This is a genomic window from Paraburkholderia fungorum, assembly GCF_046027215.1.
Taxonomy (GTDB): Bacteria; Pseudomonadota; Gammaproteobacteria; order Burkholderiales; family Burkholderiaceae; genus Paraburkholderia; species Paraburkholderia fungorum_D.
The window spans coordinates 2,150,967-2,175,177 of record NZ_JAQQEN010000001.1 but is presented as its reverse complement, the minus strand read 5'-3'; the positions used below and the strand labels follow the sequence as shown (position 1 = coordinate 2,175,177).

Sequence of the window (24,211 nt, the reverse complement as noted above, 5' to 3'; positions counted from 1 at the left end):
GATTGTCAATCCTTTCAGTGATCAGTGTAGGGTGGCCGGTCCGCGTGTCATCAGCCGAACGTGAATGAATACGCTTCGACACCCGGGTCCAGAAACTCGATCGAGAACGTGTGATCCTTGACCTCGCCGGTCTGCCGCACCAGTTGATAGAGCCGCTGGCTGGTCACGGTCCCGCTACCGTCGGCGGCGACATCCGTGCCGTGCGCGTTGCCGGGCGCGGCGCCGTCGATGGTGACGCGAAACCGGACCGGTTTGCCATCGCTGCCGGGTCCAAGCACCAGATGCAGATCCCGCGCATGGAAGCGATAGACGATGGTCCCGGACGCTGCCGCCAGCGTCGCGTTCTCGGCGCCGACATTCCACCTGCCGGCGAGCCCCCATTCATTCAGGTCTGGCTGCGAGGGCGCGATGTACGTATGCGGCTGGTCCTGCGCTTCGCCGCCGGGTGAAACGAAATTCTCCGCGTGCTCGTAACCGATATAGGTTTCCGGCGACTGCAGATCGACGGAATCGGCCGCGGCTTGCACGCCCTGGGCACTGGCGTCGAGCAGACCCGTCGCCATCTTTGCCGCGCCCGGGTGGCCCGCTTCGGCGAGCAACTGCTGGATGACCTTTTCCGACTGCGCGTAGTCGCCCTCGCCGAAATGGTGGTAGCGGATCTGCCCTTTGGCGTCGACGAAATAGTGCGCCGGCCAGTACTGGTTGTTCAGCGCGCGCCAGATCGCGTAGTTGTTGTCGATCGCGACCGGGTAATCGATGCCGAGGTCGTGGGTCGCCTTCGTCACGTTGCCGATATTGCGTTCAAAGGCGAACTCGGGCGCATGCACACCGATCACGACCAGCCCCTGATCCTTGTACTTCTGCGCCCACGCTTTCACGTACGGCAGCGAGCGCAGGCAGTTGATGCACGAGTAAGTCCAGAAATCGACCAGCACCACCTTGCCGCGCAACGCCTGCGTGGTCAGCGGCGGCGAGTTCAGCCACTGAACCGCGCCGTCCAGCGTGGGCAGCACGCCCTCGACGGGCAGCGGCGCCACGTTTGTCGCGGCAACCTGCATCGCCTCGCCCACGCCAGCCGAGCCCCGATTGACTGCCGGCGTGACGACTGCCGGCGTAACAACCGGCTCGGCCACCGGGGCCGCATCGACGTGAGCCGGGTTATTCGCCGAGACCACACTGGCGGGTGTCGTGCGGGGCGACAGCCGGTTAATCAGCTTCTCTTCAAGGCCGCTAGTGGCAATCGTCGATACGCGTGTCAATACGCCGGTGTCGGCGCCAAGCGCAATGGCCGCCACGCCGCACAGCATCGCCGCGCCGATCCCACGGCGGATCCATTCACCGGCACCCAGCGAGCGTTTCATGGCGGCAAACACCCGGCCGCCGATCAGCAGCGCGACGGCGAGCGAAGTCGCCGCCCCGGCCGCATAGGCGACCAGCAACAAGGTGGTGCCGACGCTGGCGCCGCGCAAGGCCGCCCCGGTCAGCACCAGACCGAGGATCGGCCCGGCGCACGGCGCCCACAGCAGGCCGGTGGCGATGCCCAACAGGAACGAGGACCCGGCGCGAACCTGCTGGCCGTTGCCCTGGGCGAACGTCGACAGACGGTTGCCGGCGCTCACCAGCGGACGCATCAGATAGTCGGCGAAGCGCGGCAGCAGCAGCGTCAGGCCAAATATGGCGAGCAGCGCGATCGCGAGCCAGCGGCCGTACTGGTTGGCCTCGGCGACCCACCCGCCGCCGACGGCCGCGAGCGTCGCCACGAGGGCGAACGTGAGCGCCATGCCGGCGAGCAGCGGCAGGCCGCTACGAACGAAAGGCTGGTCGGCGCGCGCGAAAACGAACGGCAGCACCGGCAGGATGCAAGGGCTTAGGATCGTGAGAGCGCCGCCCAGATAGGCGAGAACGATGAGTAACATGGTTGTTTGAGCCGGTTGTGTTCGTAGGACGGCTGCCGCTTCCAATGCGGCAGCCCGCGCGCGCCAACAGTCTTATTGGCCGAAGTAGACCGGCTTCATGCCGTCATGCGTGGCGAAGCCGGCACCGGCCGCGGCACCTGATGCCGACGAACCCGCGGCAGTGCCGCCCACGCCGCTTGTCGTGGCGTTTACCGTGGCGCTTGCCGCGCCGCTGGCGCCATTTTGCGCGGCCACGCGGGCTTCGGCGGCCAGGATGTTGTTCGGGTAATACGCGTCTGAGCTATTGCCCGGGTTATAGCCGGCCTTTTCGAGCTGGACCAGTTCGGCACGAACCTGCGCGCGGGTCACGGGCTGGCTCGATTGAGCGAAAGAAGCGAACGGCGTGGCGAGGACAGCGGCAACGACAACGGCTTGAATGAGCGATTTCATGATGACCTATCTCCAGAAAGTGAGTCTTGAGTTGCAAGAAAGACGTCCGGAAATCAGGGGCCACGAGGCGCAGTGTAGTGAGGCTCTGCGGGGTGGAGTACATCTGGGTTCCGGCGTTGATGTATTGGAACGCGCGGAGGTATCTGGCTTGTGTCGGAAAAGCCGGTCAACTGCAATGTTGTGTATCACCCTGACCGGTAGATACATTGGGACACAAATATCGCCCTGGCTGGCGATCGTGTCTCAAGACAGGGTCGGATACCGGTGGGCCGGGCACGTTATGGCCGCCGCGCACGGCTCACCGCTCACCGCTCACGCATAGCGCGCGAGAAACATGTCGGCGGCGGTTTCCGCTACACGCTGCTGTTCGGCGTCGGCAAGGCGCGGCTGGCCCATCGTCACTTGCGGCCAGAAAGCGAACGCTTTGACGAGGCCCTGCAGCTGTTGTGAGGCGAACACCGGGTCCGGCGTCCTGAGGCGGCCATCGGCGGCGGCCGCGCGTATCCATACCGTCAGATCCTCTTCGCGCTCCCCCATGCGGGCCACCATGTCGCGTGCGCGCTCCGGCGAATGGATGCCTGCCGCGATCGCCACGCGCGCGAGCGCCAGGAACGACTCGTCGTTCAACAGGGACAGCTTTTTCAGCAGCAACTGGAGCAACTGCTCCCGCAAAGGACGCTGGCTCGAATACGCAGGCGCTTCCCCGGTGTCGCTCGCCTCCCACAACTGCCGCAGGATGGCCGCGAACAGTGCTTCCTTGCTCGGAAAATGGTTATAGACCGTGCGCTTCGAGACGCTGGCGCGCGCGGCAATGCGATCCATGCTGGTGGCGTCATAGCCCGCGGCGAGAAATTCTTCGATGGCCGCGCTGATCACGGCGGCGCGCTTGCGATCGGTCAGGCGTAGGGGGGCATCACTGGTGTTCATGCGGAAATTTTACACCGGGGAGTTTACTTTTCTCAATAATAAACTACACTGGACAGTCTACTTTCTGCCTCGGAACGTCTCACATGACCTCGTTCACCGGTTCTATCCGTCGCGCGTTGGGCCTGAGCGCGGCACAACGCGGCCGCGCATCGTTCGACTCGTCGGCCCAGCATGACGGCGGGCGCTTTCGCAACGTCAAGCCGCGCCCTGCCGAAGGCATCGGCAAGACCTTGAGCATCGCGTGGAATGTGCTGTTCAACAAACCGGAGGGCACGGCGCCGGCCGGCCCCCTGCCCGTCGATACGCTGTCACGCGAACAGCTCGACGCGGCGCCCGACCGGAGCCTGTATCGCCTCGGGCATTCGACCCTGCTGCTCAAGCTGCGCGGCCAGTTCTGGTTGACCGACCCGGTTTTCGCCGAGCGCGCCTCGCCGTTCCGGCGCGTCGGTCCGAAGCGCTTTCATGCGCCGCCCATCGCACTCGCCGATCTGCCGCCGCTGCGCGGCGTGATCCTGTCGCACGATCACTACGACCATCTGGACCGCGAGACCGTGCTTGCACTCGCGCGCACAACCGGCGTTTTTCTGACGCCGCTGGGCGTCGGCGACCGGCTGATCGAATGGGGTATCGAGGCGTCGAAGGTACGCCAGTTCGACTGGTGGCAAGGTACTGAAATCGACGGCGTGTCGTTCACGGCCACTCCCGCGCAGCATTTTTCCGGTCGCAGCCTGTTCGACGGCAACAGCACCTTGTGGGCCTCGTGGGTCATCGTCGACGACGACCTGCGGGTGTTCTTCAGCGGCGACACCGGCTATTTCGACGGCTTTCGGACCATCGGCGAACGGCTCGGATCCTTCGACGCGACGCTGCTGGAAACCGGCGCTTACGACGCCCAATGGCCGTACGTTCACATGCAGCCCGACGAAACCGTGCAGGCCCACCTCGATCTGCGCGGCCGCTGGCTGGTGCCGGTCCACAACGGCACCTTCGATCTGGCGATGCACCGCTGGCAAGAACCGTTCGAGCGCGTCGTCGGGCTCACCGCCGCGCGCGGCATTCCGCTCGCGACGCCACGCGTGGGCGAGCGGCTCGATCTGAAGGCGCCGCACCGTGGCGAAAAATGGTGGCGCGAGGTTTCAGAGGCCGTGCCGGCGCCCGCGACGCGGCGACGCTGGTTCGCCTGCCGCAATGCGGGACAGGCTCATTCGTCGACCTGACGCACGACGCTCAGCGACTCAGCGACTCGCCCGCGCTGTCCTCAAGCGCGAGCGCGGTAAATGCCCGCACCGCCGCCGTCCGATAGGCGCCCTTGCGCAGTAGCAACGCAGCGGTTCGCTGCGGCAGTGCGGGCTCCAGGTTCACCAGACGCAACTCCCTGTGCTCACGTGCGATCGCGGCCGGCAGGATCGTTGCGAGCGTGCTTCGCTGCACCAGTTCGATCACCGCGCTGATCGAATTGACCTCCATGGAGATGCGCGGCGCGACGCCGTGCTGCCGGCAATATCGATCGATATAGTGGCGCGTCGCAAACTCCTCGTTGAGCAATACGAGCGCTTCCTTCTCGAACTCGCGCAGCGTCAACGCGGCGCGCTTCTTTGCGCACGGATGCGCTTTGCCGACCACCATCGCAAGCGCTTCGACGAACAGCACCTGCGTCTCGATGTCAGGGGAATGCGTATCGTCGAACGCGATGCCGAGATCCAGCGCGTCCTCGTTCAATAACGCTTCCATCCGATCCTGCGGCATTTCAAGGATGTTCAGCGCGATATTCGGATACAGGCGGTTGTACTTCTCCAGCAACGGACCGATCAGGTAGGCGGTGAAGGTCGGCGTCATCGCGAGCCGCAACGAGCCACGGCTCAGTTCCTGCACATCGTGAATCGCCCGCTTGCCCGCCTCCAGGTCCTGCAGCGCGCGCTGCGCGTAGCGCACATAGGCCGCGCCGGCGTCGGTCAGCTGGATCGCGCGGCCCGAGCGGTCGAGCAATTGCACGCGCAGCGTGTCCTCGAGCTGTTTGATCTGTTGCGACAGCGTGGGCTGCGACACGTGCAGCGCCTCGGCCGCGCGCGTGAAATTACGGTGTTCCGCAACCGCCAGAAAGTACCGGATATGCCGGAGCAGCATGAGTTCCCCAAAGTATTGGTGTTACCTATAGAGGAAATAATAAACCAGTCTTGGACGCTATAGTTTGATCGGCGCATTCTTCGTCCATCGGTTCTCAACGAACCCCCAAACGGAGCGAAACATGCAAGACATCATCGACGGCTTCCTGAAGTTCCAGCGCGACGCGTTTCCGCAGCGCTCCGAACTTTTCAGGCAACTGGCCACGAGCCAGAACCCGCGCACGTTATTCATTTCCTGCTCGGACAGCCGGCTCGTGCCGGAACTCGTCACGCAGCGCGAGCCCGGTGATCTGTTCGTGATCCGCAACGCCGGCAATATCGTGCCGTCGTACGGCCCGGAACCGGGCGGCGTGACCGCCACGGTCGAATACGCAGTCGCCGCGCTTGGCGTCACCGATGTGGTGATTTGCGGTCACTCCGATTGCGGCGCGATGACGGCCATCGCCACCTGCAAGTGCATGGACCACATGCCGGCCGTGCGCAACTGGTTGCACTACGCGGATTCCGCGAAAGTCGTCAACGAGGCGCGTGAGCACAAGAGCGAACGCGACCGGGTCGATTCGATGGTCCGCGAAAACGTGATCGCCCAGCTCGCGAACATCAAAACCCACCCTTCCGTGCGGCTTGCGCTCGAACAAGGCCATCTGGCCCTGCACGGCTGGGTGTATGACATCGAAACCGGCTCGATTGACGCACTCGACGGCGCGACCAACCGGTTCGTTTCTCTCGCTGAACATCCGCATGCCTGTGCAACGCCGGCTCGACTCAGCCTCGCTGCCTGATCAACTGCTTTTCCATTTCATTCCATCTCAAGGAGCATCATCATGACGCAATCGCAACATAGCCAAGCCCGCCGCGAAGCCCTGACCGACGCGATCATCGACTCGAAGGTTCGCAAGAATCTAACGTTCGAGCAGATCAATGAAGGCACCGGCCTCAGCCTCGCATTCGTCACCGCTGCGCTGCTCGGCCAGCACCCGCTGCCGGCCAACGCCGCGCAGGTCGTGGCCGACAAGCTCGAACTCGGCGAAGACGCGGTTCGCCTGCTGCAAACCATTCCGCTACGCGGCAGTATTCCCGGCGGCGTGCCGACCGACCCGACGATCTATCGTTTCTACGAAATGGTGCAGATCTACGGTTCGACGCTGAAGGCGCTGGTTCACGAGAAGTTTGGCGACGGCATCATCAGCGCCATCAACTTCAAGCTGGACATCAAGAAAGTCGACGATCCGGAAGGCGGCTCGCGTGCAGTGATCACGCTCGACGGAAAGTATCTGCCGACCAAGCCGTTCTGAGTCGACGGGAGAGTCGCTCCGACGTGAGCGGCTCTCCGGTATGGGTTCACATCTTGTGCGTCGATAGAAAGATGCCGTAGTTCAGCCTCGTCGCCGACGCTGCCCGCCTGTCAAAGCGCCACCCGCAAGGCCTCGTCTGCCACGGTCAACCGTGACGCCATGACCTTGACCACAAACCGGTGCATCTGCTGCGCCGTCGCGGGATCATCGCGCTCGAGCGCGCGCAACGACTCGAGCGTCAATCTCCGGACACGCGTGGGTCCCTCGGCCAGCACGTCCGCACTCCGCGCCCGCTGCGTGTACACCGCCATTTCACCGATGATCGTACCGGGCCCGAACGAGCGCAATCTGAGCAATCTTCCGCCCGCCAGCGGCAGCAGGACAGCAACCCGGCCCCGTTCGACAAAGTACATGGCGTCACCCGGCTCGCCGTGACGGAAGACGGCTTGGCCCGCATCAAGCTCGCGCAGGTCCATCAGGGCCAACAGCTTCTCCAGCGCGAGTGATGTGAAATGCGGCGCGAGCATCGCCTCGAAGTCCTCTGCGGCGCAAAACGGTGCGCGTGGATCCGACGCGAGAAGCGTATCTTCGACCCATTCCAGCCCGGCATCGAGTGTGGCGAACTCGTGAATCCGCAGGTTCAGCGTGCCGGTCTTCATGAGCAGCGCGCGCGAGCTTGCAGGCAGGCCTGTCAACACCAGATCCGCATCGATCGTCGCGCACAATTGCCTGAGTTTGACGAAGCTGATCGATACCGACGCGTCCATGCCGTTGGTCGAAGCGAAATCGAGCACGACAAAACGGACCGGTAGCGGCCCACGCATGGCCAGCCGTTCGCGCACGCGTTGCAGGATCGAATTGGCCGTACCAAAGAACAGGAACCCCTGCAGACAGGTTCCGCATACCTGTGCGCCGAGTTCGCGCAGCCGTTGAGTTGCCTCGATATTGCGTTCGACATTCGATGTGCGGGTGCTGCCATCGAACTCCATCCGAATGCAGCTGACGCGGCCGTACAGCAGCGCGAACATCACACAGGCGGCAACCACTCCGGCCACCACGCCCGGAACGACGCCGTAGAACGCGATAGCGCCGAGAATAAACGGTACGAGTAGATACTCATGCCAGTTGAGCTTGCTATACGCGCCGACCAGCCACTGAATCAACAGACGCAGCCCCATGAAGAGCTGCAGCCCAACCAGCACCGGCACCGGAAATAACGCCACCAGGTCCGGCGAGACAGCCAGCGCGACCAGGCATGCAAGGGCGGCGAATACGCCCGCCAAACGACTCGTGGCACCGGCGCGGGCGTTGAGCATCGACCGATTGAACGACTGGTAGCCGACCATCCCACCTAACATCCCGCTCGCGATATTGGCGATGCCCGCGGCCCGCATCTCGCGGTTCAGATCGATGTCTTCGCCCGTGGCTGCGCCCAGTGCAGTCGAATTCATCAGGATCGTGATGGCTGAAATCGACGTGACGACGAGCGTCTCCGGCAAATGCGCAGCGATGGCCGACCAGTCGACGCTCCCGTGCGCCAGCGGCGCCGGCAAATGCAGCGCGGGAATCCGCATCGGATGCAGCGCGACATGCGGAAGCAGGAGTCCTGTACTGCGAGCGTCGTCGATGGAGAGGCCTGTCGCCATGAGCAGCAGGTAGAACAGCACGACACCGAGTGCGAGAGTGGCCGGCAGTGCCGCTGCGTGTTTCCACGTGCGTGACAGGAGCGTGGCGAACGCGCACACCAGCACAGCGGGTGTCCACATCAGCCAGTTCAGGTGCGTCATCAGCGCCACCGTGTGGCCATTCAAGGGCGCGCCGGTCACGACGCGTAGCGCACCCACCAGCAGCAGATAGCCCGTGCCAGCAAGGAAGCCTCCTACCACTGGATAAGGCAGGAATTGCAGCGAACGGCTGCGCTTTGACGACCCCACCGCATAGAGAATGACGCCCGTCACCACCGAACACAGCGCGATGGCGATCAGGACCGTCAGCAGGATGGTCTGCGGCGTACCGCCGTCGGCCCGCACACTGCTCGCGACGCCGGCTGCCACACCGGCAAGAAACGCCGTCGCGTTGCCGTCCGGTCCGGCGATATTCATCCGCATCGAACTCGTCAAGGCGATCACGAGTGCCGTCACGACGCAACTGATGAAGGCGGTGGGCACGCCCAGCGCGGCGTAACGGGCGAGATCCGCGCTGAAGATCATGGTGCCCAGGCTCATTGCGTAGCAGAGCATGACCAGGGTCGAGACCATGCCCGCCGTCAGGTCTCCGATCACGCCCGTGAGGCGCGGCCCGGAGCGGACGTCGGGTGAGGAACCTGTCGTAGCTGGCTTCACAGTGGCTCCCGGTGAGGGCGGATGAAATCATGCCTCGGCCGTGCGGTTCGCCAATCAGTATCCGTCGCGGCCGTCGGCAGTGTCAAACGCATGGCGGGCCTGACGGTGCACGATGGCACGGCGTCATGCGCGTGGCCAAATCCGCAGCCACCTCGTCGCTCGTGTCCGGTACCCGTCTCCTTCATGCCGGACGTACACTGTATTTTCGTCAGGAGTGCGTTGAACCGGAATGCCGTGCGCCAATTACGGCCGGCAACCGGCAACCGGCGGCGCAGGCGATTCGTATGATCTGTAGTGACGCGCGGTCCGCGTCGGTCATAGGGTTCGACAACCTGTACGGAAAAATGAGCGGCAACGAGCGGCAACAGAAACGCGCGTTCGAACGCATCGGACTGGGCGGCGGCGATGGATATCGATCAGTGGCTGCGGGCATTGGGGCTTGAGCAATACGCACCCGCGTTTGCCGGGAACGACATCGATCTCGCGATGCTGGCTCAACTCGACGACGCCGATCTGAAAGAGCTCGGCGTCCTCTCCCTCGGCCACCGCAAACGGCTGCTGGCGGCCATAGCCGATCAGCGCGACGCCGCGCCGCACACTGCGTCGCCTGTGGTGAATGCACCCGCGAGCGAGCGCCGGCAAGTCACCATTCTCTTCGCCGATCTGTGCGGTTTTACCGCACTCTCGCAAACGCTGGATCCCGAAGAGTTGCGCGAGCTGACCGGTCGTTACACCGCGCTCGTCGATGGGATCGTTCTCGGCTACGGCGGCACGATCGACAAGCATATCGGCGATGCCGTGATGGCGATCTTCGGCGCACCGCGCGCGCACGACACCGATCCGCTGCGCGCGGCACGTGCCGCACTGGAAATTCACGAGGCGCTTAACGGACTGGGCGGGCTGGGCGAGCCAGGCTCACCGCCGCTGCGGGCGCACGTGGGTATCGCCAGCGGCGAGGTGGTCGCGGGCCCGCTCGAACGTGCCGACGTTCAGGACTACACGGTGCTCGGGGACTCCGTGAACCTCGCCGCCCGGCTGGTTGCCGCCGCCGGCCCAGGGGAAACGCTGCTCTCCGATAGCGTGCATCGCACGCTCGGCAACTGCGTGACGAGCGACGCGGTCGGCACGATGCGTTTCAAGGGAATCGACTCGCCGGTACGCGTGTGGCGACTGCGCGGTCTCGCGTTTGAACCCGTTTTGGCAAGCCGCAGTGTTTTTGTCGGTCGCAAGGCAGAGCTCGAACAGTTCAAGGGCCTCGCCCGCGCCTGCCTCGAACAGCGAGCCGGCCACGTCGTCTATGTGCGCGGCGAGGCGGGCATCGGCAAGACGCGGCTCGTCGACGAAATGCGCCGCTTCGTCGAAACGTTGGGCTTTGCCAGCCATCGCGGCCTCGTGCTGGATTTCGGCGTCGGCAAAGGCCAGGACCCCGTTCGCACGATTGTCGGCAGCCTGCTCGGCCTGCCGCCCGCAGCCGGCCCCGATGAACGGCGCGCGGCTGCCGAACGGATTGCCGCATCCGGTGCCGTCGGCGCTGACCAGTTGATGTTTCTCCATGACATCCTCGACCTCGCGCAAACCGGCGAATGGCGCACGCTTTACAACGCGATGGACAACACCGCGCGCACACGCGGCAAGCGCGCGGTCGCGGCGGTGATTGCAGAGGATGTTTGCCGACGCGGGCCCACCATGATCGCCGTGGAAGATCTGCACTGGGCGGACCCCCAGGTGCTCGGTTACCTGGCCGCGTTCGCCGTGGCGATCGCGAACGGTCCGGGCCTGCTCGTCATGACTTCGCGGGTGGACGGCGATCCCCTCGACGCGGCATGGCGGGCGGGTTGCCGCGGCACCCCCTTCGCGACAATCGACCTCGGCCCATTACGCCGCGACGAAGCGTTGAACCTTGCCGGCAGCTTTATCGATGCGACCGAACGGGTCGCGCGCGCCTGCATCGAGCGGGCCGGCGGCAATCCGCTGTTCCTCGAACAGCTCCTGCATAACGCCGGGGAAGGCAGCGCGGAGGCGGTCCCCGCGACGATCCAGAGCCTCGTGCTGGCGCGCATGGACCGGCTCACTTCGCGCGACCGCGAGGCTTTCCAGGCCGCCGCGGTGATCGGACAGCGCTTTAGCCTCCCCCTGCTGCGGCGGCTGATCGATGCACCGGAATATGCGTGTCACGGGCTCGTCGCCAACGCACTCGTCTTGCCGGAAGGCGAAGATTTCCTGTTTGCCCACGCGCTCATCCAGGAGAGCGCCTACTCGACGCTGCTGCGGGCACGCCGGCGCGAGTTGCACCGGCTCGCCGCCGACTGGTTTGCCGCGACGGACCCCGTGCTGCGCGCGCAGCATTTCGATCGCGCCGAGGACGAGCGCGCGCCGCGGGCCTACCTCGACGCCGCGCTGGCCCAACGCGCGGCCTACTTTACCGAGGCGGCGTTGCGGCTCGTCGAGCGAGGCCTGCACATCGCGCAGACGGATCAGGATCGCCACGCGCTGACCTGCTTCAAAGGAGAACTCCAGCGCGATCTCGGCGACATCGCCGCATCGATCGCGACGTACCGTATCGCCGTTGCCGCCACGCCGGACGAAACGAATCTTTGTCAGGCCCATCTCGGCCTCGCCGAAGGTCTGCGGGTGAACGAAGGTCTCGCCGAGGCCCTCACCCTCCTCGACGCGGCCCAGCAAGTGGCGCAACGTCTGGATAGCGTGCCCGACCTTGCGCGTCTGCATCATCTGCGGGGCAACATCCTGTTCCCGCTTGGCCGGATCGACGACTGCCGCGCCGAACACGAGCGCGGGCTGACCTATGCACGGCGCCTCGGCTCGCCGGAACCGGAGGCGCGTGCGCTTGGCGGCCTGGCTGATGCGGCCTACGCCCAGGGGCGCATGCGCACCGCTTTCGAGCACTTTAGCCGCTGCGTTGCGCTAAGCCGCGAACACGGCTTCGGCCGCATCGAGGTCGCCAATCGTTCGATGGCGGGCTTCAGCCGGATCTACCTCAACGAGGCACGTCCAGCGCACGACGATGTCGACGCCGCCGCGCATGCCGCCGCGCTGGTCGGCCAGCCGCGTGCGCAGATGCTGTGCGAAACCCTCGGTGTGTTCGCCAGCTACGAATTGGGCGATATACCGGCCACGCTCGCCCATCTCGAGCGTGAAATGCAGATCATCCGTCAACTGGGCGCGCGCCGTTTCGAAGCACAGAATATGGAAATGCGGGCGCGCGTGCTGCTTGCCGGAAGCGATCGCCAGGAGGCGACCCAACTGTTGCGTAAGGCGCTGGCGATTTGCCGTAAGGTGGGCACGCAGTTCAGCGCACCCAAGGCCGTGGGAGCTCTCAGCCGCATCGTCGAGGACGACGGCGAACGCCTGCGTCTGCTCGCCGAAGGCGCCGACATGTTGCAGCGCGGCGCGGTTGGCCACAATCACCTCTGGTTCTACCGCGACGCGATCGAAGCGATGTTGTCCGCCGGCGACCCGGCCGGCGCATTGCGCTATGTCACCGCGCTCGAAGAATACACGCGTGCCGAACCGCTGCCGTGGGCGGACCTGTTCGCGGCGCGCGGCCGCGCCCTCGCTCACGCCCAGCAAAACCATGCCGCAGAAGCAACGCGGCGCGAGCTAGAGCATGCGAGAGCGGCCCTCGAACAGGCAGGCTTCAACAGCTATTTACCCGCGGTGGATGCGGCGCTCGCCGCGTAGGTATCGCGACCTTGCGGACGCACGATTCAGATGCGGACCTGACCGTCCCCGGTGGGCGATTCGAGTCCTTGCGCTCCTTTGTTCGACTGCGAAATCTCCCAGTCGATCAGCCATGCCTCGAGTTTCACCGGCGGCAGCGGACGGGTCAGGTGATAGCCTTGCACGAGATCGCAGCGTAGCTCGCGCAGGCGCTCCAGAACTTCTTCGCTCTCGACCCCTTCCGCGACCACCTTCAGACCCATGTTGTGCGCGAGATCGATGGTCGAGCGCACGATGGTTTCATCGTCCTTGTGCTGTGTCATGCCCATCACGAACGACTTGTCGATCTTCAGTTCGTCGACGGGCATCCGCTTCAGATACGACAGTGACGAATAGCCGGTGCCAAAGTCGTCCACCGCCAGACGAATGCCGAGCGCGTGCAGGCGATCGAGCGTTTCGATCGCGTGATTCGGATCATCCATGATCGCGCTTTCGGTAATCTCGATCCACAGCATCTCCGGCGCAACCGCGTACTTCGCCAACAGCGAGCTGAACGTATCGGGCAGCGTGGACTGAATCAGTTCGCGCGCGGACACGTTGACCGACACGGCGAGATCGATGCCCGCCGCGTGCCACGCGGCGCACTGGCCGATCGCCTTATCGGCGACCCATTGCGAGATCACCTTGATATAGCCCGTCTGTTCGGCGAACGGAATGAACTGGTCAGGGGCGACAAATCCGCGCGTCGGATGGTCCCAGCGCACCAGCGCCTCGACATACTTCACGGTGCCCGTCGTCAGATCCAGCTTCGGCTGGTAATAGAGCGTCAGCTGATCGTGCTCGACGGCCTGGCGCAACTCGCTCATCAGCGACAGCCGTTCCGCGCCGTTCTCATCGTGCTTTTCGTCGTACAGCGCGTAGCCCGTGTTCGAACGCTTGGCGACGTACATCGCAATATCGGCGCGGCGCATCAGCACGTTCATGTCGGTGCCGTGCTGCGGGAACGCGACGATGCCCATGCTCGCGCCCACATCCACGAGCTGCCCTTCGATCATGATCGGTTGTTCGAGCGTCTTTAGCAGATGGGTGGCAACACACTGCGCACCCTCGCTCGCGTCGCCCGGCAACAGCACCGCGAACTCGTCACCGCCCAGCCGCGCGACGACATCCGTTTCGCGCAACGCGGCGCGCAAACGTATCGCGACTTCGCATAGCAGCAGATCGCCGATGGGATGGCCGAGCGTGTCGTTCACCAGCTTGAACCGGTCGAGGTCCATTACCATCACGCTGAAGTCGCCCGCCGCTCCGCGGCGATCCAGTTGCGCCTCGACGATGGCCGCCTGCAGCCGGTCGTTGAACATCGCGCGATTCGCCAGCCCGGTGAGCCGGTCCATGTAGGCGAGTTCGGTAATGCGACGTTCGCGCTCGAAGATCGCCGCCTGCATGTGATTGAACGCCTTCGCCAGCTCGCCGAGCTCGTCCTGACGCGAAATTTCGATCGGCTCGTCGTATTCGCCCTGTTCGATACGACGCGAGAAACGCGTGAGCGCAGCCACGGGGCGCGTCACGCTACGGGCGGTCAACACGCTGCCGACAATCGAGAGAAGCACGCCGAACGCCGTGATCACGAGTAGCGCGGTCTGAAGCCGGTGGAACGGCGCCATGGCCTCGAGCAGAGACCGTTGCAGCATGACGGCCGTCGGTTCGCCGCCGGACTGCAAAAGCACGACGCGAGTCGCGTAGTTTTCGTCGGCCACATCGGCAATGCTCGCGCGCGCGTGGGCGGCGTCGTGCAGCGAACTGGCGAGCACGCTCCAGCGGCCGTCGGCGCGGCGATCGAGAAACGACACATTGAGCGAGGTGAGACTCGCCATGTCTCTAGCCGTGTTGTCGTCGATCTGAAAGCCCATTGCGACCCACGCAATCGTGACGGGGGCTTTGACGGGCACGGCGACGACCTGATACAGCTTGCCGTCAACGGCGACAATCGAAGAGGTATCGCCTTGCCGCTGCGCCGCCGCATGAATCAGACTGCGCAACGGAAAGGGGGCGCGCGCAGGCGAAGCGCCACGGCTGTCCGCAATCAGCTTGCCGTCCAGATCGGCGAGCATCACGACATCGGCAGCGACGCGCTCCCCATGGTTGCTGAGCGCCGACACGACAGTGTTTTCATCGTGTGTCGCAACGGCCTCGCGAAAGCCGAAGTCCGCTGCCACGACACCGGCCGCCTGGGTCAGCTTTTCGCCGTTCGAGCGCAGCACCTGGTGAAACACACGTTCCGCCACCACCAGCTGCTGCTCCACATTGCTGCGCGCGTTCGAACGGATGACCGTGCTGATCACCGCATAGACGGCCAGCTGCGCGGCCAGCATCAGCAGCACGACAACGATCGTAATCCGGGCGCGCAAGCTATGGAATCGCATCATCCGCCTATTGCGCCGACAGTTTCAACGTGAACGTCCCATTCGCGGTGAAGCCGGGGGTCATTTTCTGGCTCGGCTGCGCGTTCGCGTCGGCGAGACGGTAATGCCACGCGGTGACGTTGTAAATGTCGGCGGGTACGTTATCGATCGACGCGCGGCCGCTCGCGTCGGTCCTCGCGAACCAGGGAGTGTCGACCACCATCACATACGCGACCATCGAATCGTGAATATTGCAGCCCAACACGACGAGTCCCGCTTTGTCGAACACGACAGGACTCGCCGGCACGCCGTGATACAGATGGAGTTCGAACTTCTTCGCGGGCGAAAACGAGTACACGTCGTGTTCGAAATTGTCCTTGTTCGGAAACGTGATTGCGGTACCCGACTGGACAACCGATACGAGCGGCACGAACTGCCGCTTCACCTGGTCGACGACGGCGCCCGCGGGTTTGGCGGGCGGCAGCTTGCCGTTGACGGGCGTCGCGTAGACGACCGCGTCGGCGACGGGCGCCCCATTCTGATCGACGACGGCCACCTGGAGACTGGCGGCGCTGGCCGCCACGACGTGCAGGCCAATCGCGAGAGCCGCGACGCTCAACCACCTCCGCATGGCGAGAGCCGGCTTACCTGAATGCATTGGCGTGAAATCCTGTGAAGGTCGATAGAGTGTGCGATTGTGCCGGCCAGGCGCTCCAGAATCCCGACCGGCGATAGACGGCTCGTTCATTCGCGATCCTGCACATCGCGGTACATTGGCGCGAGCTTTGCGAGCAGCTTGTTCTGGGCGCGAAACGGCACACCGTTCCTGTCCATTGCTGTTTGCAGATCTTCGACGAGCGCATTGAACGCGGCGCGGTCGATGTTCTGACCTTCGTGCGCGCGCTTCATCGTGCGGCCGGTGTACACGCAGGGGCCGTCCAGCAGCACGCAGAACTGCTCGGCGAGCTTCTGCTTGATGCGCTTGACCGGCGCACCGTCGAAATAGGGTTTTGTGCGCGGATCGACCAGCAGCAGATCATAGAAGTCGTCGATGATCCTGACGAGGCCCGGCTGTTCGCCGAACTCGCGATAGAGCGAATTGTCGGCGTGCGCGGCCGTCGACAGCAATGCACAGAACGCGAGCGCGGCACACGCGGCGTGACGCAGAGATCCTCGGGCGTTGAGCATCAGAAGCCCACCTGTAAAGAAGCGTAAGCACCGCGCTGATTGCGGATCGTGGCGATGTCGCCGAGCGCGACATAGGCGAGCGTCAGCGAGACGTGTTTGGTCGGCGCCCACGCGACGAATACATCGTACGCATCCTGCTCGCGCGCGAAGCTGAGGTTGTCGGGCTTGCTGCGATACTCGGCGCCCATTGCGACATAACGCGAAAGCAGATACGCAACCGAGGCTTCGAACTCCGGGTGATAACTATTGGACTTGTCGCCCCCGAACCCGAGCAGGCCGAACTGGTTGGCTTTCGTGAACCGCAGCGTGCCATTGAGCAGCAGGCTCTGCGAGAGCAGCAGCTTCGTCGCGGACAAATAGAAGTCCGTGCCGGAATTGCTTGTCGCGCCCACGGCTCGCACGATATCGCCCTGTTCGTTATGCTTGAACTGGATGCCGGCGGCGACCTGCGGCACCCACGTATCCTGATCGAGCACGGCGTCGCCGAACAGGCGCACCTTCACGCCGATCGTGTCCATGTTGAACCTGAAGCCCGAACCAAGGCCGAGTTGCGCGCCGGCATCGCGCGTATCGAAACTCTGCCGCGCGACCGAAAACTCGACTCGATTGGCAACGCCCGCGGTCGCGCCATAAGTCGTCAGGGCGAAGTCCTGCGTGTGCACATAGGTGCCGTGCGCGTTGGCGCCGAGTTGCGAGGCAGTCCCGTAGCCACCGATCACGGCCCACGGTGTGAGGCCGCCACCGGCCGCGCCTTCGATTTCGGACACGCCGCCCGTCAGCAAAAGCTTGCCGGACGTGGCCGGCACGACGGGCGCGGCGGGCTCCTCGGCGAGGACCGCTGGCGCGTGCAGCAGGAGTGCCGCGAAGGCCGCTGATGCCAGCGGGTTTGCCGTATTTCTGCGAAGCATGTCGTGCCGTCGAAGGTAAGCCAGGACGAGTTCGCGAGGCGGCACCGGATACATCACACAACGCGCCGCCCGGATGACTCATGGAGGTCGGCTGCGGGTCGTTGATCTGATGATTGACTCAGCGGATCGCCAGCCGACATCTGGCATAACGGCATTCAAAACAGATACTTGAGTGGCCGAACCGATAAAAACGCCCGATCGGCTCTCGCCGCGCGCACAACCGCTTGTTATAATTCTCTCAGGAACTCGAACGAAACATAACGCGCTACCCACGCCAATCCACGCTACGCGCCAGGACCTCCATGCTGAAACCCGACCGCCTCCGCGCCCTCGCCGATGCGCTGGCCAGGCAGAACGTGATGCGTCTGCGCGACGCCGCCAGCCTTCTGGGTGTCTCGGAGATGACCGTGCGGCGCGACATCGCAGGCAGTCCGCAACGGTTCACCTATCTCGGCGGCTACATCGTCAACGCCACGGACGTCCCCAACAACGCCGGCTATTCGCTCGAACACGAAAAAGATCATTTCGCACTGGCCAAGGCGGAAGCGTCGGCGGTCGCGGCCGGTCTGATTGGCGACAACGAAACACTGTTCATCGATTGCGGCACCACGCTCACCACGCTGGCGCGCCTCATTCCGCCCGAGCGCCACGTCACCGTCGTGTGCTATTCGCTGAACGTGGCGGAGATTCTGCGGCGCAAGCCGAACGTGCGCATGATTCTGCTCGGCGGCGTGTATGTGCCGTCGTCGGATTCGTTCGCGGGCGAAGAGAGTCTCGAGATGCTGCGCAGAATGGGCATCAACAAGGCCTTCATTTCAGCGGGCGGCGTGGATACCGCGCGTGGCGTCACCTGCTGGAATTTTCATGAAGTCGCGCTGAAGCAGGCGGCCATGGCAAGCGCCGTCGAGCGGCATCTGGTGGTGGACATGAGCAAGTTCGGCGTGGTCAAAGCCGTGCGTTTCTCGCAGATCGACGACTTCGACTCCATCATCACCGAGAAAGGCCAGGACCACCGCAAGCGCAAATGAAGCGGCCCGCCGCGCGCTTGCAAAACCGCGCGGCGCCACTGTAGCCAGGCGCTCAGCTCTTTCGTTGCAGCGCGAACAGCGTGCCGGCAATCAGAATAAAGGCGCCAATGATCACCTTCTGCCAGGTGCTCGGCACGCCGACCAGAATCAGCACGCTATTGATCAGCGTCACCAGCACGACGCCAAGCAGCGTGCCCGCCACCGTCCCCGTGCCGCCGGTGATGCGCGCGCCACCCAGAATCACTGCGGCGATGACATCGAGTTCCGAGCCGACCAGGTCGAACGGATTGGCGAGCCGGTTATTCGACACGTGCAGGATGCCGGCGATTCCGGCGAGCATGCCCGTATAACCGAAGACGAACAGATGGATCGCGCGCAGGTTGTAGCCGAGCCGCTCCGCAATCGCCAGACTGCCGCCCATCGCGTAGACGCCCCGCCCCATCATCGTCCGGTTCAGCAGCCACCACGTGACCAGCGCGGCGGCCACGAGCGCCAGCACCGACACTGGCAGCACCGCGCGCAGGCCGTCACTCGTGTGATAGAAAACCAGCGGAATGCGGCCAAACCGGTCCATGCTGTGCGGGATGTTCATGAAGAACGTCGTGCCGATAAACGTCAGCAGCAGCCCGCGATACAGATACTGTGTGCCGATCGTCACAATCAGCGAAGGCGCTTTCAGCCGGTGCACCAGCACGCCGTTGATGATGCCGAGCAGCACGCCGCCGAGCGCGCCGGTGATCAGGATCAGCGCGAATGGCGCATCCGGCCACCAGACGAAGACGGCCTTGGTGATGCCGTACATCGTGAGCGCGGCGATCGCGGTAAACGATACGTCGATGCCGCCGGAGGCCAGCACGACGAGCGTGCCCAGCGCGAACAGCGACATCGTGGTGGCCGAATGCAGCAGATCGAACAGCGTCGCCAACTGGAAAAAGCGCGGGTTGATCGCACCGACGATCAGACACGTCACCGCGATCAGCGCGACGGTAAACCACTCGGGGTTGCGCGCGAGTTTCGCCCGCAAGCCCGGCGGCTTGACGCGAGGCGCAACTTTGGCGACGGTGGGCGGGGTCATGGTCTGGTTCATACGCGAATGGATCCGCGAGTTCATGGGTAGGACGTCCTCTATGCCGCGTCGGAGAGCAGTGCGTGGTACAGATCGGCTTCGCTCAACGCGTCGGCACGATATTCACTTGCGACACGCCCTTTCTTCATCATCAGGATGCGGTCGCAGTTCTGCAGCAGTTCCGGCAGGTCGTCGCTGATCAGAATGATGCCGATGCCGCGTTGCGAGAGCCGCTGCATGATGCGGTAAATGATGTCCTTCGAACCGACGTCGACGCCGACGGTCGGTCCATGCAGGATCAGCACGCGTGGATCGATGGCGAGCCAGCGGCCGATCAGCACGCGCTGCTGGTTGCCGCCGGAAAGCGACTGCACCGGCTTGTCGACGCCCGGCGTCGCGATCTGCAGATCTTTCACGGTCTGTTCCGCCAGCGCCTGCGCACGGACGCGGTCGATCTGGCCGAAACGGTCGCGCAGGCTCGAGATCATCGCCGTAATGACGTTGTCGCGGATCGGCTTGTCGAGGAATAGTCCTTCGTTCAGGCGGTCTTCCGGCACGTAGCCGATGCGATTGTCTTTCGCGTCCGAGGGCGTGCGCAACGCGATCGGCTTGCCATCGAGCAGCACCTCGCCCGCTTGCGCCGGCGCAACACCCGCCAACGCGCGCGCAAGTTCGTTGCGCCCCGAATCGAGCAGGCCCGTCACGCCGAGAATCTCGCCGCCATGCAGTGCAAATGACACATCGCTGAACTGGCCGGCGCGCGTCAAGCCGCGCAATTCGAGCACGACGTCCTGCGCATGCGCGTCTTCACGATACCGTTCGTTCGACAGATGACGGCCCGTCATCAGTTCGCTGATCTGCGCTTTCGTGAACTGCGCGATCGGCCCCTGCGCCATTTTCTGACCGTCGCGCAACACGATCACTTCGCCACCGATCGCATAACACTCGTCGAGCTTGTGGCTCACAAACAGCACGGTCACGCCTTCGGCGCGCAGGTTCGCGAGCACCGCGATCAGGTTGTCGACTTCCTTTTGCGTGAGCGAGGTGGTCGGTTCGTCCATGATCACGAACTTCGCTTCGCTCGCAATGGCACGCGCAATCGCCACGAGCTGGCGCGTGGCGAGCGGCAACTGTTCGATCAGTGTCGCCTGAAAATCGGCGTTGCCAGGCAGACCGACGGCTTCGAGCGCGCGGGCGGCCGTGCGCGCCAGCGCGCGCCGGTCGAAGGTGCGGGCGAGCTTGCCTGCGTGTGTGGCCAGCTCGGCCGTGAGCGCGACATTTTCAGCCACGCTCATGTTCGGCAGCAGCGACAGGTCCTGATACACCGTTTCAATGCCCGCCGCGAGCGATTCGAGCGCGGAGAGCCGCGCATGGCGCACGCCTTCGATAACGAGTTCGCCTTCGTCAGGCGGCTGCGCGCCGGAAATGATCTTGATGAGGGTGCTCTTGCCGCAGCCGTTCTCGCCGAGCAGATGATAGATCTGGCCACGTTCGAACGAGAGGCTCACGCCGCGCAACGCATGCACGCCGGTGAAACGCTTGTGCACGCCGACCACCTGCAAAAATGGCTGCGCATGGCCGGACGACAACGGGGACGGCTGCGGCAACGATGACGATACGTCTTGATTCATGATGGCGAGTCGCAAGGTAAGGCGTGCCCGCGCGGGCACGCCGTGACGCACGAAACAACGACGGATCAGAACGGATACTGCTTGTAGTTCGACTTGTCGACGTTCACCCAGCCCTGGCCGCGCACGATGATGCCCTTGCCCGGCCCCTTCGCGACCGTCACCTTGGTGTAGCCGGGAATGCCGAGATCGGCGCCGTTCTCGACCGTCTTGCCGTCTACCAGCATCTGCGCGACCTTGTTCATGGCGATACCGGCCAGCTTCGGATCCCAGAACGCGATGCCGTTGATGGCGCCGCTGTCGAGGAACTTGCCGGCTTCGGTCGGCAAACCGGTGCCGTACACACAGATCTTGCCCTGCATGCCGGCTTCTTCGACCGCCCGGCCAATGCCGATCACGTCGAGCGAGGAGGAACCCTGGAAGCCCTTGAGGTCCGGATGCTTGCGCAACACTTCCTTCGCGACTTCGTACGCACGTTCGCCGTCGTTATTGGTTTCGAGCTTTGGCTCGACCAGGTTCATCTTCGGATATCTGGCCTTGGCATTGCCGATGCCGCCGTCCGCCCACTGCACCTGCGAGCGGCTGCCGAGCGAGCCGACCAGCACGGCCCACTTGCCGTCGTCATGCATGCACGAGGCGAGCCGTTCGTTCAGGCCGGCACCGTAGGCGGTATTGTCGAACGCCTCGATGTCGACCATCGTGTTCTTCTCGTTGTCCGCCTCATGCGTGACCACCTTGATGCCGCGATCCATCGCCTTCTTCAGCGCCGGTTCGAGCGTCGGCGGATCGTAGGGCACCACCGCGATCGCGGTGACCTTCTTCGCGATCAGGTCTTCGATGATCTTCAGTTGTTGCGCGGCGTCCGCACGGCCCGGTCCGGTCTGATACGCGGTCACGCCCGGGTTGTCCTTCGCGAACTCCTTGACGCCTTCGTCCATCCGGTTGAACCAGTTGATGCCCGTCACCTTGACGACCGTCACGATCGTCTCATTCGTCGCCGCGTGCGCCGCAACCATGACGCCTACCGTCAGGGCGCCGGCTGCCAGTGCGGCCCCCAGTCGAGTCAATTTCATTGCCTTGTCTCCATTGTCGTTCGATATCGGCCCACTTCGCTTTCGCGGACCACCCGGGCCCAAGGTCCGCCGCGTACTGAAACCATTTGCTCAAAACGTCTTGCGTCCACTTGCGCGCTAACGCCGGGGCGCGGTCCCTGCCCCGGTCCCCGCCCCGCCACCCAGGCCGAAAATCGCCCGCACCCGCTCGCCACCCGCAAACGCGAGCGACAGCAGCAACAGGAAGCCCCACGCGCAATCGCCGAAAAACTGCGATACGCCCAGCAGATTGAACAGGCTCGACAGGAATTGCAGCACGGTCGCGGCAAAAAACACGCAGATGATGCGGCCATATCCGCCTGCCGGATTCACGCCGCCCATCACGGCGATCAGGATCGCGATCAGCAGATAGGAGTTGCCGTAATCCCATTTCGCGCTGGACGTATGCGTCGCGCTGATCAGTCCCGCGAGCGAAGCGAGCACACCGCACATCGCGTAGGTGGTGATCAGCATCCGCGCGCGCGGAATACCGGCGTAGAACGCCGCTTTGGGGTTGGTGCCCATCAGATAGAGGCGCAGGCCGAACGGGCTACGCCTGAGCAGCCAGCCCAGCACGATCACCGCGGCAATGAAGATGCAGAATGCGATCGGTACCTGAAATACCGTGCCGTTACCGATATTCGACAATGGGTCGACATAATCGACATGCACCGAAGCGCCATTGCTAAGCACCACCGCAAAGCCCGTGAACAGCAGCTGGGTGCCGAGCGTGCAAAGAATCGGCGTGAGCCTGAGCCGCGCGATCACCACGCCGTTCAGCAAGCCGCCGAGCAGGCCCATGGTCACCGCGATCAGGCAGAAAAGCGCGGTGTAGAGCGCCGGCGAATCATCGCCATTGACGAAGCGCGGCACGACCATTGCGGCGACCATGCCCGACAGATTGGCCAGCCCGACGCCGGACAGGTCGATCCCGCCATTGCCCGACACCATCGACAGCATGATGCCGAGTGCCAGCAGCCCGAGTTCGGGCAACTGGCCGCCCATCGACTGCAGGTTGTCGATATCGACGAACTGGCCGTGCGACAGCCACGTCGCGACCAGCACGACGAGTACGTTGACGATCAGCAGAAAATTCAGTTGGCGGTCGGCAAACAGCTTTCCAGCGGCAAACGAAGACTTCATGATGCGGACGATCTCCTTCGAACTGCAGCGACAGTCAGGATGCCTGTGCCGGTTGGCCCGGCTCGCTCAGGACGCGGTTCACTTCGGCAAGGGTCGGCATCGAGGGCGCGGTGCCCGGGCGCGTCACGGAGATGCCGGCAAGCGCGCAACCGAAGCGCAGCGCCGGGATCGCGTCGTCGCCGCGTGCGAGTGCCGCCGCGAAGCCGCCCGTAAAGCCGTCACCGGCGCCGGCCGTTTCGACCACCCGACCGCAGTGGTAAGCGGGCACCAGCACCGACTGGCTTGCCGAATGCAGCAGCGCACCGTTCTCGCCGAGCGTGACGATGACCGTGCCGACACCCTTGGCCAGCAGCACGTCGGCGGCACGACGCGCATCGTCGGCGTTCGCGATCGGCACGCCGGTGAGCGCGGTGGCTTCGGTTTCGTTCGGCGTGATGTAATCGCACAGCGGGAAGATGCCGTCGTCGAGCGGCAGCGCGGGTGCCGGATTGAATACGGTGATCACGCCGTGCTTGCGCGCCACTTCGAGTCCGCGGCGCGCAGCGGCGAGCGGCTGTTCGAGCTGGGTGACGAACACGCGCGCCGCGGCGATGTCGGCTTCGATCGCATCGACGTCGGCCGCGCTCAAGGTGCCGGCCGCGCCGGATGCGACGATGATCGCGTTCATGCCGGTGGTGTCGTCGACGAAGATATGCGCCGCGCCGGTGGAGAGGCCTTCGGCAACCGAGGCACGCGCCGTGATGCCTTCCGCGGCCCATGTCGCGCGGGCGATCTCACCGAATGCATCGTTGCCGATGCGCGTGCAGAACACCACCTCGGCGCCGGCGCGCGCCGCCGCGACCGCCTGATTCGAGCCCTTGCCGCCCGGCCCCATCGCGAAAGCCGAGCCCGCGATCGTCTCGCCGAGCAGCGGCATACGCTGGGCGCGGAACGTCAGATCGGTGACATAGATGCCGAGAATGACGACGCGCCCGTTAGCTTGCGAAGACGCGTTCATGACCGTTCTCCCTGGGCGACTTCCTTTGGCGCGTCTGGTGCATGCAGCAC

At 64.3% G+C, this 24,211-nt stretch carries 20 protein-coding genes; 6 read left to right on the top strand and 14 right to left on the bottom strand.

Annotated elements, in window-relative coordinates:
* Positions 1-50 precede the first annotated feature (50 nt).
* The 3 genes from PQR27_RS09615 to PQR27_RS09605 form a co-directional block, all read right to left on the bottom strand.
* Entirely contained in the window at positions 51-1,916 is a 1,866-nt protein-coding gene (locus PQR27_RS09615) for a cytochrome c biogenesis protein DipZ (RefSeq protein ID WP_408523425.1), read from the bottom strand.
* Between the two features lie 72 nt (positions 1,917-1,988).
* On the bottom strand, positions 1,989-2,345 hold the full coding sequence (locus PQR27_RS09610; protein WP_408523424.1) for a DUF4148 domain-containing protein: 357 nt from the start codon (positions 2,343-2,345) through the stop codon (positions 1,989-1,991).
* A gap of 312 nt (positions 2,346-2,657) precedes the next feature.
* Positions 2,658-3,272, bottom strand: a complete 615-nt coding sequence (locus PQR27_RS09605; RefSeq protein WP_408523423.1) for a TetR/AcrR family transcriptional regulator — start codon at positions 3,270-3,272, stop codon at positions 2,658-2,660.
* A gap of 83 nt (positions 3,273-3,355) precedes the next feature.
* On the opposite strand from PQR27_RS09605, the gene PQR27_RS09600 reads away from it, so the two are divergent.
* The gene (locus tag PQR27_RS09600; RefSeq protein WP_408523422.1) at positions 3,356-4,489 is read left to right on the top strand and encodes an MBL fold metallo-hydrolase; all 1,134 of its coding nucleotides are present in this window, start codon (positions 3,356-3,358) and stop codon (positions 4,487-4,489) included.
* 10 nt (positions 4,490-4,499) lie between these two features.
* Here the strand turns inward: PQR27_RS09600 and cynR are convergent, their stop codons facing one another.
* Entirely contained in the window at positions 4,500-5,396 is an 897-nt protein-coding gene (cynR, locus tag PQR27_RS09595; protein ID WP_408523421.1) for a transcriptional regulator CynR, read from the bottom strand.
* Between the two features lie 121 nt (positions 5,397-5,517).
* Between cynR and PQR27_RS09590 the strand changes: the two genes are divergently transcribed.
* Together PQR27_RS09590 and cynS are read left to right on the top strand one after the other, a co-directional pair.
* Positions 5,518-6,177 carry a carbonic anhydrase gene (locus PQR27_RS09590; RefSeq protein WP_408523420.1) on the top strand — a complete coding sequence of 220 codons (660 nt, stop codon included), beginning with the start codon at positions 5,518-5,520 and terminating at the stop codon, positions 6,175-6,177.
* Positions 6,178-6,219: 42 nt separating this feature from the next.
* Positions 6,220-6,690 (top strand): cyanase, encoded by a 471-nt coding sequence (cynS, locus tag PQR27_RS09585; protein WP_408522250.1) that lies wholly within the window; start codon positions 6,220-6,222, stop codon positions 6,688-6,690.
* Between the two features lie 110 nt (positions 6,691-6,800).
* Here cynS and PQR27_RS09580 read toward each other — a convergent pair whose 3' ends face one another.
* Entirely contained in the window at positions 6,801-9,032 is a 2,232-nt protein-coding gene (locus PQR27_RS09580) for a SulP family inorganic anion transporter (RefSeq protein WP_408523419.1), read from the bottom strand.
* A gap of 125 nt (positions 9,033-9,157) precedes the next feature.
* Between PQR27_RS09580 and PQR27_RS09575 the strand changes: the two genes are divergently transcribed.
* The gene (locus PQR27_RS09575; RefSeq protein WP_408523418.1) at positions 9,158-9,475 is read left to right on the top strand and encodes a hypothetical protein; all 318 of its coding nucleotides are present in this window, start codon (positions 9,158-9,160) and stop codon (positions 9,473-9,475) included.
* Complete coding sequence (locus tag PQR27_RS09570) at positions 9,438-12,731, top strand: adenylate/guanylate cyclase domain-containing protein (RefSeq protein WP_408523417.1); 3,294 nt, start codon at positions 9,438-9,440, stop codon at positions 12,729-12,731. Before PQR27_RS09575 ends, PQR27_RS09570 begins: the two co-directional genes overlap by 38 nt.
* A gap of 26 nt (positions 12,732-12,757) precedes the next feature.
* Here PQR27_RS09570 and PQR27_RS09565 read toward each other — a convergent pair whose 3' ends face one another.
* From PQR27_RS09565 to PQR27_RS09550, 4 genes are all read right to left on the bottom strand, one after another.
* Positions 12,758-15,136, bottom strand: coding sequence for a putative bifunctional diguanylate cyclase/phosphodiesterase (locus PQR27_RS09565; protein ID WP_408523416.1), 2,379 nt, complete (start codon positions 15,134-15,136; stop codon positions 12,758-12,760).
* 4 nt (positions 15,137-15,140) lie between these two features.
* Positions 15,141-15,731: a methylamine utilization protein gene (locus PQR27_RS09560; protein ID WP_408523415.1), complete on the bottom strand. Its 591-nt coding sequence runs from the start codon at positions 15,729-15,731 to the stop codon at positions 15,141-15,143.
* 125 nt (positions 15,732-15,856) lie between these two features.
* Complete coding sequence (locus tag PQR27_RS09555; protein WP_408523414.1) at positions 15,857-16,300, bottom strand: group I truncated hemoglobin; 444 nt, start codon at positions 16,298-16,300, stop codon at positions 15,857-15,859.
* Positions 16,300-17,208 carry a DUF3034 family protein gene (locus tag PQR27_RS09550; RefSeq protein WP_408523413.1) on the bottom strand — a complete coding sequence of 303 codons (909 nt, stop codon included), beginning with the start codon at positions 17,206-17,208 and terminating at the stop codon, positions 16,300-16,302. The genes PQR27_RS09555 and PQR27_RS09550 overlap by 1 nt, the downstream gene beginning before the upstream one ends.
* A gap of 302 nt (positions 17,209-17,510) precedes the next feature.
* Here PQR27_RS09550 and PQR27_RS09545 point away from each other — a divergent pair, with 302 nt between their 5' ends.
* On the top strand, positions 17,511-18,236 hold the full coding sequence (locus tag PQR27_RS09545; RefSeq protein ID WP_408523412.1) for a DeoR/GlpR family DNA-binding transcription regulator: 726 nt from the start codon (positions 17,511-17,513) through the stop codon (positions 18,234-18,236).
* 52 nt (positions 18,237-18,288) lie between these two features.
* Here the strand turns inward: PQR27_RS09545 and PQR27_RS09540 are convergent, their stop codons facing one another.
* The 5 genes from PQR27_RS09540 to rbsK form a co-directional block, all read right to left on the bottom strand.
* Positions 18,289-19,347, bottom strand: a complete 1,059-nt coding sequence (locus PQR27_RS09540) for an ABC transporter permease (RefSeq protein WP_408523411.1) — start codon at positions 19,345-19,347, stop codon at positions 18,289-18,291.
* A gap of 14 nt (positions 19,348-19,361) precedes the next feature.
* Entirely contained in the window at positions 19,362-20,933 is a 1,572-nt protein-coding gene (locus tag PQR27_RS09535) for a sugar ABC transporter ATP-binding protein (protein WP_408523410.1), read from the bottom strand.
* A 65-nt stretch (positions 20,934-20,998) separates the two neighbouring features.
* Complete coding sequence (locus PQR27_RS09530; protein WP_408523409.1) at positions 20,999-22,003, bottom strand: autoinducer 2 ABC transporter substrate-binding protein; 1,005 nt, start codon at positions 22,001-22,003, stop codon at positions 20,999-21,001.
* Positions 22,004-22,120: 117 nt separating this feature from the next.
* Positions 22,121-23,164, bottom strand: a complete 1,044-nt coding sequence (locus PQR27_RS09525; RefSeq protein ID WP_408523408.1) for an ABC transporter permease — start codon at positions 23,162-23,164, stop codon at positions 22,121-22,123.
* Positions 23,165-23,198: 34 nt separating this feature from the next.
* Positions 23,199-24,161, bottom strand: a complete 963-nt coding sequence (gene rbsK, locus PQR27_RS09520) for a ribokinase (protein ID WP_408523407.1) — start codon at positions 24,159-24,161, stop codon at positions 23,199-23,201.
* Between the last annotated feature and the right edge of the window lie 50 nt (positions 24,162-24,211).

Excerpts from the sequence above, each read along its gene's own strand:
- PQR27_RS09615 (WP_408523425.1), bottom strand. The coding sequence starts at position 1,916 with ATGTTACTCATCGTTCTCGCCTATCTGGGCGGCGCTCTCACGATCCTA.
- PQR27_RS09610 (WP_408523424.1), bottom strand. The coding sequence starts at position 2,345 with ATGAAATCGCTCATTCAAGCCGTTGTCGTTGCCGCTGTCCTCGCCACG.
- PQR27_RS09605 (WP_408523423.1), bottom strand. The coding sequence starts at position 3,272 with ATGAACACCAGTGATGCCCCCCTACGCCTGACCGATCGCAAGCGCGCC.
- PQR27_RS09600 (WP_408523422.1), top strand. The coding sequence starts at position 3,356 with ATGACCTCGTTCACCGGTTCTATCCGTCGCGCGTTGGGCCTGAGCGCG.
- cynR (WP_408523421.1), bottom strand. The coding sequence starts at position 5,396 with ATGCTGCTCCGGCATATCCGGTACTTTCTGGCGGTTGCGGAACACCGT.
- PQR27_RS09590 (WP_408523420.1), top strand. The coding sequence starts at position 5,518 with ATGCAAGACATCATCGACGGCTTCCTGAAGTTCCAGCGCGACGCGTTT.
- cynS (WP_408522250.1), top strand. The coding sequence starts at position 6,220 with ATGACGCAATCGCAACATAGCCAAGCCCGCCGCGAAGCCCTGACCGAC.
- PQR27_RS09575 (WP_408523418.1), top strand. The coding sequence starts at position 9,158 with ATGCGCGTGGCCAAATCCGCAGCCACCTCGTCGCTCGTGTCCGGTACC.
- PQR27_RS09570 (WP_408523417.1), top strand. The coding sequence starts at position 9,438 with ATGGATATCGATCAGTGGCTGCGGGCATTGGGGCTTGAGCAATACGCA.
- PQR27_RS09565 (WP_408523416.1), bottom strand. The coding sequence starts at position 15,136 with ATGATGCGATTCCATAGCTTGCGCGCCCGGATTACGATCGTTGTCGTG.
- PQR27_RS09555 (WP_408523414.1), bottom strand. The coding sequence starts at position 16,300 with ATGCTCAACGCCCGAGGATCTCTGCGTCACGCCGCGTGTGCCGCGCTC.
- PQR27_RS09550 (WP_408523413.1), bottom strand. The coding sequence starts at position 17,208 with ATGCTTCGCAGAAATACGGCAAACCCGCTGGCATCAGCGGCCTTCGCG.
- PQR27_RS09545 (WP_408523412.1), top strand. The coding sequence starts at position 17,511 with ATGCTGAAACCCGACCGCCTCCGCGCCCTCGCCGATGCGCTGGCCAGG.
- PQR27_RS09540 (WP_408523411.1), bottom strand. The coding sequence starts at position 19,347 with ATGAACTCGCGGATCCATTCGCGTATGAACCAGACCATGACCCCGCCC.
- PQR27_RS09535 (WP_408523410.1), bottom strand. The coding sequence starts at position 20,933 with ATGAATCAAGACGTATCGTCATCGTTGCCGCAGCCGTCCCCGTTGTCG.
- PQR27_RS09530 (WP_408523409.1), bottom strand. The coding sequence starts at position 22,003 with ATGAAATTGACTCGACTGGGGGCCGCACTGGCAGCCGGCGCCCTGACG.
- PQR27_RS09525 (WP_408523408.1), bottom strand. The coding sequence starts at position 23,164 with ATGAAGTCTTCGTTTGCCGCTGGAAAGCTGTTTGCCGACCGCCAACTG.
- rbsK (WP_408523407.1), bottom strand. The coding sequence starts at position 24,161 with ATGAACGCGTCTTCGCAAGCTAACGGGCGCGTCGTCATTCTCGGCATC.